Source organism: Dysgonomonas sp. GY75, from assembly GCF_015234155.1.
Taxonomy (GTDB): Bacteria; Bacteroidota; Bacteroidia; order Bacteroidales; family Dysgonomonadaceae; genus Dysgonomonas; species Dysgonomonas gadei.
Map to the genome: position 1 here is coordinate 196,101 of NZ_JADCLQ010000012.1, position 14,548 is coordinate 210,648.

The window sequence follows — 14,548 nt, forward strand, 5'->3', positions numbered from 1 at the left end:
CTATAAATGGTTAATTCCATAAACATCTTGATAAATTATTTGTTTTAAACAGCGAAAAAAGTAAGGTATGCCAGCTATGAAAATAGAGAAAACAAACGCGGTTAGATTACTGGACAAAGAAAAAATAGAGTATAAACTTATTCCCTATGAAGTCGACGAATCAGACCTAAGTGCCATACATGTTGCCGAACAACTGAACGAGCCTGTAGAACAACTATTCAAAACACTGGTATTGAAAGGGGATAAATCGGGTTATTTTGTCTGCATTATTCCGGGAAACGGAGAACTGGACTTGAAAATAGCGGCTAAGGTATCCGGCAACAAGAGTTGTGACATGATACCGATGAAAGATTTGCTGAATGTCACAGGTTATATCAGAGGAGCCTGCTCTCCCATAGGAATGAAAAAGAAATTTCCGACATATATAGATATTTCATGCAAAGAGTATAACTTTATCTATGTAAGCGCAGGAAAAAGAGGTCTGCAGATTCAGATAAGGCCGGACGATTTAATCCAAGTAGTTGACATAAAGACAGAAAAAATAGCGGAATGCAATATTGCATAGACAACCAACTGAAATTCAAGCACTCATATTCTCCTAAAAAATAATAATATGTTTAGAGACATGATTTTTTTTAACATCTTTATTATCCAAAAAGAGGAATATAAAAATAAATACGCATACCTTTGTGTTAGGATCTTATGAAAATTCCCTAGCGGAAAAGTAATGCTAAAATAATTATTATAAGGAAATGGCCAAAATCAAAGGAACAGTCGTAGTTAATGAAGAACGCTGCAAAGGCTGTAATCTATGTGTAGTTTCATGCCCTTGCGATGTTTTGGAGCTTCAGCCCCGAAATGTAAATCAGAAAGGATACCACTACGTTTTCATGAAAAATCCCGAAGCTTGTATCGGTTGTGCCAATTGTGGTTATGTATGTCCTGACGGATGTCTCACTATTTACAAGAAAAAATTTGAGTAGTATAACGAATTACCTGTCTGTGCCAGTAGGCCCGACGATCCGTGATTCGTTTTTTTAATCAATCAAAAGCTTATGTCAGAAGAAATATTTTTAATGAAAGGCAACGAGGCCATAGCTCATGCTGCAATCAGATACGGTGCTGATGGCTACTTCGGATACCCAATAACTCCTCAATCGGAAATAATGGAAACATTAATGGCCGAGGCTCCCTGGAAAACGACAGGAATGGTTGTACTTCAGGCTGAGAGTGAAACTGCATCTATCAACATGGTATACGGTGGCGCAGGCTGTGGAAAAGCAGTTATGACCTCGTCATCCAGCCCCGGGATGAGCCTTATGCTCGAAGGGGTGTCATATATCGCCGCAGGCGAACTGCCTTGCTTACTGGTAAATGTAATGCGTGGAGGTCCCGGATTAGGTACCATACAGCCATCGCAGGCCGATTACTTTCAGGCTGTAAAAGGAGGAGGCCACGGAGATTATAAATTAATTACACTTGCTCCCAGTTCTGTACAGGAAATGGCAGATTTTGTCACTTTGGGATTCGATCTCGCTTTTAAATATCAAACTCCGGCAATGATACTTACCGATGGAGTTATAGGTCAGATGATGGAAAAAGTCAAACTTCCTGCATACACACGCAGAAGAACAGATGCCGAAATCAGAGAACAATGTCCATGGGCTACATTAGGCAGGCTACCGGGAAAGAAGCCTACGATAATAACCACTCTCGAACTGGATTCGAATAAAATGGAGGTAAACAATCTCCGTCTTCAGGCAAAGTACAGGAAAATTGAAAAAGAACTATGCCTGCATCAGGAAATCAATTGTGAAGATGCCGACTACATATTGGTAGCATTCGGTTCTGCAGCACGTATATGCCAAAAAGCAATGGATCTGGCACGTGCACAGGGTATAAAAGTAGGACTTATCCGCCCTATCACGCTTTGGCCGTTCCCTTCAAAAGAAATAGACAAATATGCATCCAAAATAAAAGGAATACTTACAGTAGAGATGAATGCCGGCCAAATGGTAGAAGACGTTCGTCTGGCTGTAAGCGGAAAAGTAAAAGTAGAACATTATGGTCGTCTGGGAGGTATTGTACCTACTCCAAGCGAAGTGGTAGATGCTCTGCAACGTAAGTTTGACTGCTAAAAACAGTATTTTCAAATTCAAATTTTAAGATTATGAGTACAAATATTATAGATCCGGCTAATCTCGTATATGCAAAACCTGCATTAATGAACGATGTCGAGATGCATTATTGCCCCGGCTGCTCACACGGGGTTGTACATAAATTAATTGCCGAAGTGGTGGAAGAAATGGGAATCATGGACAAAACCATCGCTATTGCACCTGTAGGTTGTGCCGTTTTCGCATACAACTATCTGGATGTAGACTGGCAAGAGGCAGCTCACGGACGTGCTCCGGCAGTAGCTACGGCCGTCAAACGTCTTAATCCCGAAAAAATGGTATTCACTTATCAGGGTGACGGAGACCTTGCAGCCATCGGTACAGCAGAAACAATACATGCTGCGAACAGAGGAGAAAATATTGCTATTATATTTATTAATAATGGTATATATGGTATGACCGGAGGACAGATGGCGCCGACTACCCTTCTGGATATGAAAACTGCCACAACACCCAACGGACGCGATGTGTATGAAAATGGTTACCCTCTCAAGATAACCGATTTGCTGGCACAATTACCGGGCGTATGCCTTGCGACTCGTCAGAGTGTGCATACAGCAGCAACCGTAAAAAAGGCAAAGCGCATGATTCGCAAAGCGTTTGAAAACTCTATGGAGAATAAAGGGACATCCATCGTTGAGATAGTATCAACTTGTAGTTCCGGCTGGAAAATGACGCCACAGGCATCAAATGACTGGATGGTAGAAAATATGTTCCCTGTTTATCCAATGGGCGACTTAAAAAATATCTAAAAGAGAAGGTATGACACAAGAAGTAATAATAGCAGGTTTTGGAGGACAAGGAGTGCTGTCGATGGGTAAGATACTGGCTTATTCGGGGCTGATGGAAGATAAGGAAGTTTCATGGTTTCCATCATATGGTCCGGAACAACGTGGTGGTACTGCTAACGTAACAGTTATACTAAGCGATAATGCCATCAGTTCGCCTATTGTGAACGAATACGATATAGCAATTATCCTCAATCAGCCTTCACTCGACAAGTTCGAGCCACATGTAAAACCAGGAGGAATATTAATATATGATCCCAGCGGATTCCAACACCCGCCGACAAGGAAAGATATATATATTTACAAAATAGAGGCAATAGATACAGCTACATTGATGCAGAATACAAAGGCATTTAATATGATAGTGCTGGGTGGCCTTCTTAAAGTATCTCCGATGGTGCAACTTGATAATGTTATGCTGGGGCTGAAAAAATCACTGCCTGAACGTCATCATAAGTTACTACCGATGAATGAACAAGCTATTCTGAAAGGAATGGAGATAATACAGGAGGTGCAGAAGCCTAGCTAATAGGTACGATTAAAAAGAATATATAATCCCCTGATAATCGGCTCAGGGGATTTTTAATTTTCTATAAAAAAGAAAAAGCCCTATAGATATTTCTACAAGGCTTATTATATAATACTAATTCCTCTTATCTTCTTCTTTCCGCAGCATAGAATTTAGACTGTATATAGTCCAGTTCATTCTCGATACGCTTACGTTCATTTATCAGGTCTTTCATTTCAGGGAAGTGAGCAGACAATTGTCTCATTCCCACCTGATATATACAACCTCTATACCATCTGTTACGGATAATATCAAACATAGAAGTATTCGTCAAAACAGGAGTTACATTAGCTACCCCTACCGGCGATACGGCTCTTGCCAGATATACACTGACATCATCGAAGCGAACCCAGAATAATGGGAAATATTTACCCTTTTCGAACAGTACCGGACAAATATGTGTCACTCGCACATCTCCTTTGGATGTCTTGGCATCGAAATACCATCTCTCTTTCACCAGATAGTGGGTTATCTTATCGGACGGGATATCTTCTCTTTTCACATTAAGAGTTTTATCACTAGCTTCCATAAAAGGAATAGCAGCTTCTTCCAGAGTTTCTTTTCCGGTGAGTTTCACCCCCAACTCCGGCTGAGCTTCGTATTTATATCCGTTTATTGTATTTGTACTCAAAAGGTTTACTAACAACGAGAACAGATTGGCTCTCTGCTCTGTAGATGTCTGAGGATAAAAGAATGTTTCATTGCCTTCTACATCACTAATCTGACGGTAAATCTCGCGCGACCAGATTGAGGAAGAATAATCATTCATTGAATTTTCCATAACTGCTAATTCTCTTGTAGAGATATCAGTAACCATATCCTCTGATGTAGAAGTTACAACTGATACTTCATCTAAGATCCGAGGTCTGTTATTTGCGTAGTTTTGTGCGAAAAGCGAACCTGTTATCAGTAATCCGCCAAACATTAATGAAATGATAGATTTCATAATATGCTATTTTTGTGTTAATTAATTGATCGTTACTTGCATTGGGTTTGTTTCCTGTTCGACTCCATCAGGGCCTTTTACCTTGATATCGCCAATGAAGAAACGTGTCCCTCTATTCATTTTTCTTATTTGTTCTATCTGCCGTTGAGAGAAATTAGCACCATTCGATAATTCCGGTGTAGTATTTCCCATTGCATCAAACGAATATGTTCTGAAACTTAATACCGTAAATTGAATATCAAGAATACCATCATCTATTGAAGCCTTAATCCCCAGGGAATTTAGTATCAGAGCTCTGGACAAAGCGCCTTTTCTAAACTTCCTCTGATTACCATTAGCATCTTTATAATCAATATATGCTAATGCCGGAGGTAATGGACGTATTCTGAATTCTTTTCTTGCTACAGTTTGAATTGCTCCATTCACTCTTGCAGATACGGCAATTACAAATTTTTGCCCTATTTTAGACGGAGAAGGCGAAGCTACCCAAATTCCATTGCCTGATGCACTCAAAGTTCCACCATCTACAGCGCTTGCCGAAACTTCGCTAATTGGAACACCGGGAACAGATATACTTATCTGATTAGGAATACCCGAATATAGTACATCCATCAATAAAGGTGCAACTGTAGCCATCGGTTCCATAACTGTGTATTCCTGATTAAATTCTCGTTTCAATAGCTCTCCGTTCCTGTTTTTCATCTCTATGAATCCATTGAAAGTCTGCTTTCCTGTACCTGTAGCGGCAAATTCATATAAACCTTTTTTATCTTCCGGCAACTCTTTGCCATTGACAACGATACGGGGACGCTGTGTTGTATCAACCGCAGCCATGATAATCTGTGCCGAATATGTTGTCCCTCGCATTACCATGCTAGATTGAGGAACGACAAAAGCACTCAATTGATTGACCCGCATGTCTTTTATATCAATATCCTGAATCAAATTATTCAAAACTTCTCCTTCCGCCTGCTTCACATTCACCTGCAACTCCGATAAAAAAGTTATAGCGGCAATGCTTGGCATTCTATCGAAAGAAGCCTGTAACCAGCTTTTCCCGTCTTTCTTAGCTCTTTCATTTGGCTGAGTAGACAAAGTCTTATTAACCACATCTTTCTTTGTATTATCAGATATCAGGGTTAATATGCTTTCTCTGTATTCATCCAACGCTTTTTTCAGTTTATTTCCTTGTCCGCCAACGGGAGAAATCATTATTTCGGAAGAAGCATCAAGATTGTCTTTCGACTTCAGATTATTAATATCGGCATCCGCTCCATCACTTTTTTTTGCAATCTCCTGTTTCAGGTATTGTATATAGTTGAAAAGTGAATCGGTTTCACGCCTTACATCCCGTGATATATCGTAAACAGTCTTATTCTTTTTCGAATTTGCATTAAAAGCCTGATCTATATCTGCATAAATCTGTTTATTCCGTGCAGATGTGACCTCTATATTCTCCTGAAGATTATCATTTACCAATACGAATCCATCGAGTACTTCTGTGGATACATTTAAAGCGAGCATAGCAATAAAAACCAGATACATCAGATTTATCATCTTCTGCCGCGTCATTTGCCCTCTACTTAATGCCATCAGTTATCTTCTTTTTAATTTTCAAATTAAGCCTAATGACCTTTACTTAAAAATTAGTTGGGTTCATATTGTTATTATTTGTTGTCATAGCCTGTAATAAACGAGCATATACGTTGTTCAACGCTTCTATATGCTTAGTCATTTTTGCAGATTCTTCTCTGAACATATAACTATCGCCGATAGCTCCGTCATATAAACCTTTCATACGGATCAAACTATCGTTTATATATCTGATGGCCGACATTTGCTCTGTTATAGTCTGTAGCTGTGTATTGAATACATCGTTCAGCCCACTTACATTCTGATTTAATGTCGCTAAGTTATCTACAAAACCTTGAGTTTCGGTAATGTGCTTATAAGCTCCCAACAGTTTCTGAGATGCTTCATTCAACGATTGTATAGTAGTAGAAAATTCTTCCAGATTTTGAGCAGTATCATTTAAACTCTGAGCATATCCAGGCGTTATATTTTTTGCTGAAGTATTCGCTCCACCTGACGCACCTGAAGAATATGTTCCCGTTGACGCTGCCTGATTCACTCCGGCATTACCTCCATTACCACCTCCGCCACTACCGGCAGATGTCGTCCCTGAGCCTGAAAAACTTCCTCCGGAGATATTTCCACCTCCGCCACCTGCAACAACAACTACGGGGCCAGAGCCTTCGACTTTACCCTTAACCGATTCTGCTCTTACAGTAGCTGCTGTCTGAGGAGTTACAACTGTACCGCCTGTTACACTACTGCCAATAATCACCCCTGCATTAGAAACAGTTTCTGTTGCCGGAGTCGGAGAGATATAATCGAATGCTGAGATAAAGAAAACCACCGCCTCGGTAATCATCCCTGCCATTAATATATAATCGGCAAAAGGAAGATGAATTATCTTAAACATGGCTCCAATAATAACTACTGCAGCTCCCCAACTATATAAATAGTTGAATATTATCTGACCTTTCCGGCTGGATATAAAATGTTTAATGCTCTCCTTCTTCGTCATTTTGCTTAACTATATGTAATGTTATATAAGTATAAACTTATATTTAACGGATTTATTATCTAAATCTTCCCTTTTCATCAACACCCCATGATCTCACACATCTGAAACCGATGAATGAACGGCCTTTATCCTGGAACTCCACAGATCTGTCTCCCGAACGCACTGTTGCATCTTTCCATGAACCACCCTTTACTATTTTACGTTTAAGGATAGCAGGGTCAGCCAGTACTGCTCTATAGCTGAAATCCGGATTAGCCTCATCAGCCATACGGTCTACAGACTCGGTAAATGATGTAGTAGTCCACTCGGCTACATTTCCGGCCATATCATACAAACCGAAACGGTTAGGCAGGAATGTTGCCACAGGAGATACCAAATCTTTTAAGTCTTTAGATGCCCTGAAATTAGCATGTGCCAAACCATCTGTTGTATGGGTTTGATCCGAATACCATGGATACTCCAATTCGGAACGTCCGTTTCTGGCAGCAAACTCCCACTCTGCTTCTGTAGGTAATCTATAACCTTCAAAACCAGCCTGAGTGCATTTACCTTCAGCAATATAACGGTCTGTACGCCATGCGCAGTATGCATCGGCAGCTTCCCAGGATACACCAACCACAGGGAAATTATCATAAGCCTTAGTTGTAAAATAGCTTTCTACATAACGCTCGCTTTTTGCATTCGCGAAGTCTGTCATCCAGCTCATTACATCAGGGTATATATTTACTATATAAGTATTCGTAAAATCGATCCGGTCACCGTGAGACATCCTTGACAATGTTTCGCGAACAATATCCCCTCTCGAATTTACATATGCTGTATCTTTTGTAATAGCGATAGCAGTAGCTTCACCTGCACGCATCTTACCTAAGAAAGCATAATAACTCTTAGAGTCGAACCAATCATATTTATAATTCATTGCCGAAACAAGCAATCCACCTTTATCTGCTCCAAAAGGATTCCCTCCTACTACACTGTTAATAGCGGCAGACTCTCTGCTTGTCGGATTTTTCCACGGAATTGGTTTAGTCCAGTTCAAACGTTGCCCTACAGAAGTGAAAGAATTATCACTTGGTCTCACCAATACTTTATATGTAGGATCTCCTGCATAAGCCGGATCTGCCAAACGCTCCCTGATGATGGAATCACGTACCCAGTAAACAAATTCACGATATTGTTTATTCGTCACTTCCGTTTCATCCATCCAGAAAGGACTTACTGCAACCAATTTGCGTGGAACCGAGTCGCCCCAAAGTGGGTCTACACCGGTACCCATCTCTATATTACCTCCGGGTACAAGTACCATATTGTCACACCCCCGTGCTATATTATATGGCATAACTAAACGCGTTTCAATAGCCGGATCAATATATTTCGGCTCTCCGAATTTATATGTTACCCCCATTGTAGCCTGAGCAATACCATTATTACTCATATCACCTTGTTGTCCATCAAATTTATCGTTTACAATAACACCTCTACCTTCAGCAAAGATTTGAAACTTTCTGGTTAAGTTAAAACCTAAATTCAGACCTAAGCTACCGCCAAAGAATGTATTATTGAGTGTACCCATATGCGCAAAACGTTGATACCAACCCACACCCGCAAAAGGTGACACTTCAAATCTACGATTTGGTTGATATCCTTTTAATAGATTCAACAAATTCAACGAGATATCTCCTGTTGCACTAAAATAACGCATATGCTGCATATAGTAATTTTGGTTTTCGGCACCAAACTTACCTCCTCTTACCGGATGATATACAGGCACTCCTGTACCATCTACAGGCCCATAATAATAATCACCATTAACTCCATCAGTAGATTCTACCCAACCCATATAATCCCATTGCGGGTCTTTAGATAGGCGCATAAAATCCTCCCCATTAGCTCCATCTTTCCACCAGCGGGTGTAAGTCCCGTTCCAACCATCATTGAAACCATGCAGACTACCGCCCGAAAGTTGCAAGCGAAGGGTTATTATATTACTCATTCGTCGCCCGATTGTCAATGTGGGCGCGAAAGTCACTCTTTTATCCAGGCCTATACGATTGCCCGGTACTCCATTATCATCTTCTCCGAAATAAACCTGCCCTCCGGCTCCTATGGAAATAAACCAAACAGGGTCTTTCTGTAAATATTCATTCCGCGTCGGGACGGAATATTGCTCAGATTGGTTTGTCTGTGCGAAGGAAACTATTGATACACAAATCAATAGTAGTGAAGTCAGTAAAGTCTTTTTGTTCATATGTTTTGTATCAGTTATAATAACTATATATCAGGTTTGGCAAAGATAATACATATTTTTTAATTTAGAATTCTTTTATATATTAAATTGACATTCTTTATTTTTAATAAACATGTAGAGATAAGGCTTTTAACAAAAAAGGAGGGCCAGTCATAATGACCGGCCCTCTAAATGTTATTATATATTAATAACTAACAAGCATTAATTTTGAAGCTCGGATGTTTCATCGAATTTTTCAAATGTGGCAGCAGCAAGACGCTGATAGCCTTTGTAACGCCACATCGCATTATCCTGAGCAGCTTTATACAGATCTGATGCTTCTGTCGGATTCGATTTCTGAAGAGAAGTATAACGAACCTCACTACCCAGATACTCTTGGAATTTAGACCAATCCGGTTCTTTACTATCCATAGTGAACGGATTCTTTCCTTCTTCCTCCAACATCGGATTGTAACGCCACAAGTGCCAGTATCCGCAAGCAACTGCTGCTTTTTCTTCATCTTGTGCATGCCCCATTCCTTTGCGTAATCCGTGACTGATACATGGTGAATATGCGATAACCAATGATGGACCTTTGTATTCTTCTGCTTCTTTAATCGCTTTCAGACATTGTCCCTGATTAGCGCCCATCGCCACCTGAGCTACATATACATAACCATAAGTGGTGGCAATCATACCAAGATCTTTCTTACGGATTTTCTTACCTGCAGCGGCAAATTTAGCAACAGCAGCTACCGGAGTAGATTTCGAAGACTGACCTCCTGTATTGGAGTAAACTTCTGTATCGAGTACAAGAATATTTACATCTTCGCCCGAAGCAATCACATGGTCAAGACCTCCGAAACCTATATCATAAGCCCAACCGTCACCACCAAAGATCCAGATAGAACGTTTGATGATATATTGTTTCAATGAATAGATTTCTTTACAATATTCGCAGTTTTCTTTTTCTACTTCAAGCAATGGCATTATCTGAGCATGAAGTTCTTTTGTTTTTTCTGCTTCATTTTTATTCTCGATCCATTCTTTATAAAGAGCTTTCAGTTCAGGAGAGCATTTATCACAGTCCTGAGCCTGAGTCATCAATTTCTGGATACGATCACGCATTGTGATGTTTGCAAGAGCATAACCTAGACCAAACTCAGCATTATCTTCGAATAGAGAGTTAGCCCATGCCGGACCTTTACCCTCTTCATTCTTACGATAAGGAGTTGAAGGAGCCGAACCACCATAGATAGAAGTACAACCCGTTGCATTAGCAATCAACATACGATCACCAAACAATTGAGTAACAAGTTTGATATATGGAGTTTCACCGCAACCGGAACATGCCCCGGAGAACTCGAATAATGGAGTTGCAAACTGAGAGTTTTTCACATTCAGTTTAGTATCCACAAGATGAGCCTTGCTGGTTACATTCTTTATCATGAAATCCCAGTTATTTTGTTCAGGGAATTGTGTGCCGATTTCAACCATCTTAAGTGCTGAGTTACCTTTTTTGCCAGGGCAGATATCAGCACAGTTTCCACAACCAAGACAGTCTAACACGTCTACCTGAATACGGAATCCCATTCCATCAAATTGTTTACCTTGAGCCTTAAGCAATTCTACGCCTTCCGGAACCCTAGACTGTTCTGTTGCATCCAGTACAAATGGACGGATAGTAGCATGAGGACACACATAAGCACATTGGTTACACTGTATACAGTTTTCAGCTTCCCAAACAGGGACGAAAGCTGCCACTCCGCGTTTTTCGTACTCGGTTGTACCATGATCCCATGTACCGTCTTCACGGCCAACGAATACAGATACAGGAAGATCGTAACCACGCTGTGCATTAACCGGACGTACCACTTTCTTGATAAATTCAGGAGCATCATCTTCTACAGATTTACCAACTACTATATTAGCCCATTCGGCAGGTACTTCTACTTTTTCTACTTCAACACCACGGTCTACCGCAGCATAGTTCTTCTTAATTACGTCTTCTCCTTTACGTCCGTATGACTTAACGATGAATTTCTTCATCTGCTCTACAGCTAAATCGTAAGGAATCACATTCGAAATTTTGAAGAATGCAGATTGAAGGATCGTGTTTGTACGACCTCCAAGACCAATTTCAGTAGCAATCTTAGTTGCATTGATAATATAGAAATTGATATTATTTACAGCCAGATATTTCTTCACATTATCAGGAAGATAGTTTCCTACATCTTCTTTATCCCATACTGAGTTAAGAAGGAATGTACCGTTTTTCTTCAAACCTTTAGTTACATCATAAAGATGAAGGTAAGCTGGAACGTGACATGCTACGAAGTTCGGTGTATTAACCAAATATGTGGAACGGATAGGATTGTCACCGAAACGAAGGTGAGAAGCAGTGAAACCTCCCGACTTCTTAGAGTCATAAGCAAAATATGCCTGACAATATTTATCCGTATTATCGCCAATAATTTTTACAGTATTCTTATTTGCACCAACTGTACCATCAGATCCTAGTCCGTAGAATTTAGCTTCGTACGCAGACTCATCCACCGAAACTTCGTCTTTCAACGGAAGAGATTTAAATGTTACGTCGTCCACAATACCTATTGTGAAATCGTTCTTCGGCATAGCCATTGCCAGATTTTCATAAACTGACATTATCTGAGCCGGAGTGGTATCTTTGGATGAAAGACCATAAATACCGCCAACGATAGTAGGAGTTTCTTCTTTTCCATAGAAACAGTCTCTTACATCCATATACAACGGCTGTCCAAGAGAACCCGGTTCTTTTGTACGGTCAAGTACAGCGATTCTCTTAGCTGTTTTTGGTATAGCAGCCATAAATGCTTCGGCCTTGAACGGACGATACAAGTGAACTGCAACAAGACCTACCTTCTCACCTTTAGCATTCAGAAAGTCTACAGTCTCTTTGATAGCCTCGGTTACTGATCCCATCGCTATAATTACGCGGTCTGCATCTTCTGCTCCGTAATAATCAAACAAGCCATATTTACGACCAGTTATCTTGGTTATTTCAGCAAGATACTTTTCTACTATCTCAGGTACTGCATCATAAAATTTATTTGCAGCTTCACGGGATTGGAAATAAATATCATCGTTCTGGGCCGTACCACGTGTTACCGGATTTTCAGGATTCAAAGCTCTTTCGCGGAATTCTTTCAATGCTTTCTGGTCAATCAGAGGAATAAGATCGTTCTGATCCATTTCTTCTACTTTCTGTATTTCGTGAGAAGTACGGAAACCATCGAAAATATTCATAAATGGAATACGAGCCTCAAGCGTTGCCAGATGAGGAACTGCTGAAAGATCCATAACTTCCTGCACCGAACCTGAGAAGAACATGGCAAAGCCTGTCTGACGTGCAGCCATAACATCCTGATGGTCTCCAAAGATAGAAAGAGCCTGAGCAGCTAATGCACGTGCAGAAATGTGGAACACGCTCGGAAGAAGCTCTCCTGCAATTTTATACATATTAGGGATCATCAACAACAAACCTTGTGAGGCTGTATATGTAGTTGTCAAAGCACCTGCTTGCAGTGAACCGTGCAACGCACCTGCTGCACCGGCCTCAGATTGCATTTCTTGTACTTTTAGTATTTCGCCGAATATGTTTTTGCGTCCGGCAGCCGCCCATTCATCAACATACTCTGCCATTGTTGATGATGGTGTGATAGGATAGATCGAAGCTACTTCGCTGAACATATATGAAATATGTGCTGCAGCCTGATTACCATCACAAGTCAGGAATTTTTTTTGTTTAGCCATACCTTTTGTAATAGTTGATTATCTTATTTAGTTTACTTTATAATTCGCTGGCTTGATTTATATAAACCTATATTCGATCAAACCGTTATCATTTTCAATATAAAAAGCCGAAGAGCCAAAGAGGAATAATATTCTTTTCGCCTGTATCGAGATTAGCTACAGCATAGAACATATCGGACTTATTCTTACCTCTGCTTTTTTGCCCTTCTATTTTAAATTTATATATCTTCTCATCACTTTCTACAACGAACATACCACTTTTGACTCCCTTTTTTAGCTTACAATCGCTATGATGTATCTGGTTGTAAAAAAATGTTTCCCGCAAAGCCTGATCCTCTATCTGGGACATCTTCAGCGGAAAAATTAAATTGGTATTGTGCATATATACCAAATCCGGTTTTTTAGGAAATTCCTCTCCTTCTCTGTACAACATATTTATAAGGCGTGCACTGCGCAGATACTCCATATAATTAGTAACTGTCGCCCTCGATATTTCACAATCGATACTCAACTGGCTTATATTTGGCTTGTCGGGTGCCGATTGTGCTAATAAATATAATAACTTCCTCAATTTAGGAAGATAACTCAACTCTATCTGCTTTATAGACATAACATCTACCTCTAGCATCATATTTACCGTTTTCAGCAGGTTTTCTGAAAAGTTCCTTTTCTCCAGATAAAACGGATAATAACCGTGATGCATATAAGACCAGAAATTATCGAGAGGTCTTATCCTTGTACAAATTTCCTCGGCTATCCTTTCATGATCTGTCAGAATCTCATCGAGTGTATATGCCGAAAAATCCTTTTCGAACTGAATATTGAGAAATTCCCTATAAGAGAATCCTCTCAGATTATATACATTCACAATAGGAGAAAGGCCTTCATCTTCATGAAGTTTCATAACGGTAGAACCTGTGAATACAATCTTCAATTGCGGGTAATACTCGTAACACTCTTTCAGCTCTCTTGCCCAGTCCGGATACTTGTAAACCTGATCCAACAACAAAGTTTTGCCACCACGTTCTACGAATTCACGGGCAAAACTGGTTATAGATCTGATGGTAAAATAAAACTGATTGAGATTTATGTAGAGACAGTCCCTTCTGTTTATATCGAAAAACTCTTTTGCGTATTGGAGTAAAAATGTAGTTTTCCCAACCCCTCTGGTACCTTTTATCCCTATCAACCGCTGAGACCAGTCAATCTGCTTCATCAACAATCGTGGAATAACACTGTCAAGGTGTTCTACTAAATATCTATGTGTACGAAAGAATGATTCCAACTCTGTAATCTTAATAATCTAAATTAAAATCTGACGAAGGTACTTTTTTTTTGCGTCATTGCAAAGTCTACATAGCAATTTTAATCATTTTTTATCAAAAAACAATGGAATTCAGCTAAAAAACAACTGTAACTTACAATAAGCGAGAACAAAGGTAATATTATAAAGATAATTT

11 protein-coding genes are annotated in these 14,548 nt (G+C 39.9%); 5 read left to right on the forward strand and 6 right to left on the reverse strand.

The genetic code is table 11. From position 1 onward, the window contains the following. Positions 1 to 76 precede the first annotated feature (76 nt). From ybaK to IR083_RS06190, 5 genes are all read left to right on the forward strand, one after another. On the forward strand, positions 77 to 565 hold the full coding sequence (gene ybaK / locus IR083_RS06170) for a Cys-tRNA(Pro) deacylase (protein WP_006798520.1): 489 nt from the start codon (positions 77 to 79) through the stop codon (positions 563 to 565). 187 nt (positions 566 to 752) lie between these two features. After that, the gene (locus tag IR083_RS06175) at positions 753 to 983 is read left to right on the forward strand and encodes a 4Fe-4S binding protein (RefSeq protein WP_006798521.1); all 231 of its coding nucleotides are present in this window, start codon (positions 753 to 755) and stop codon (positions 981 to 983) included. A 72-nt stretch (positions 984 to 1,055) separates the two neighbouring features. Further along, positions 1,056 to 2,138 carry a 3-methyl-2-oxobutanoate dehydrogenase subunit VorB gene (locus IR083_RS06180; RefSeq protein ID WP_006798522.1) on the forward strand — a complete coding sequence of 361 codons (1,083 nt, stop codon included), beginning with the start codon at positions 1,056 to 1,058 and terminating at the stop codon, positions 2,136 to 2,138. A 32-nt stretch (positions 2,139 to 2,170) separates the two neighbouring features. After that, on the forward strand, positions 2,171 to 2,929 hold the full coding sequence (locus IR083_RS06185) for a thiamine pyrophosphate-dependent enzyme (RefSeq protein WP_006798523.1): 759 nt from the start codon (positions 2,171 to 2,173) through the stop codon (positions 2,927 to 2,929). Positions 2,930 to 2,939: 10 nt separating this feature from the next. Further along, the gene (locus tag IR083_RS06190; RefSeq protein ID WP_006798524.1) at positions 2,940 to 3,494 is read left to right on the forward strand and encodes a 2-oxoacid:acceptor oxidoreductase family protein; all 555 of its coding nucleotides are present in this window, start codon (positions 2,940 to 2,942) and stop codon (positions 3,492 to 3,494) included. A gap of 124 nt (positions 3,495 to 3,618) precedes the next feature. Here IR083_RS06190 and IR083_RS06195 read toward each other — a convergent pair whose 3' ends face one another. From IR083_RS06195 to IR083_RS06220, 6 genes are all read right to left on the reverse strand, one after another. After that, on the reverse strand, positions 3,619 to 4,479 hold the full coding sequence (locus IR083_RS06195) for a gliding motility protein GldN (RefSeq protein WP_194223648.1): 861 nt from the start codon (positions 4,477 to 4,479) through the stop codon (positions 3,619 to 3,621). Between the two features lie 21 nt (positions 4,480 to 4,500). Next, positions 4,501 to 6,072, reverse strand: coding sequence for a gliding motility protein GldM (gldM, locus tag IR083_RS06200; protein WP_194223649.1), 1,572 nt, complete (start codon positions 6,070 to 6,072; stop codon positions 4,501 to 4,503). A gap of 46 nt (positions 6,073 to 6,118) precedes the next feature. Then, positions 6,119 to 7,069, reverse strand: coding sequence for a gliding motility protein GldL (gene gldL / locus IR083_RS06205; RefSeq protein WP_194223650.1), 951 nt, complete (start codon positions 7,067 to 7,069; stop codon positions 6,119 to 6,121). Between the two features lie 55 nt (positions 7,070 to 7,124). Continuing rightward, positions 7,125 to 9,317: an SUMF1/EgtB/PvdO family nonheme iron enzyme gene (locus IR083_RS06210; protein WP_194223651.1), complete on the reverse strand. Its 2,193-nt coding sequence runs from the start codon at positions 9,315 to 9,317 to the stop codon at positions 7,125 to 7,127. Between the two features lie 201 nt (positions 9,318 to 9,518). Beyond that, the gene (gene nifJ, locus IR083_RS06215; protein WP_194223652.1) at positions 9,519 to 13,088 is read right to left on the reverse strand and encodes a pyruvate:ferredoxin (flavodoxin) oxidoreductase; all 3,570 of its coding nucleotides are present in this window, start codon (positions 13,086 to 13,088) and stop codon (positions 9,519 to 9,521) included. A 94-nt stretch (positions 13,089 to 13,182) separates the two neighbouring features. After that, positions 13,183 to 14,373: an AAA family ATPase gene (locus tag IR083_RS06220; protein WP_006798530.1), complete on the reverse strand. Its 1,191-nt coding sequence runs from the start codon at positions 14,371 to 14,373 to the stop codon at positions 13,183 to 13,185. Positions 14,374 to 14,548: the final 175 nt, after the last annotated feature.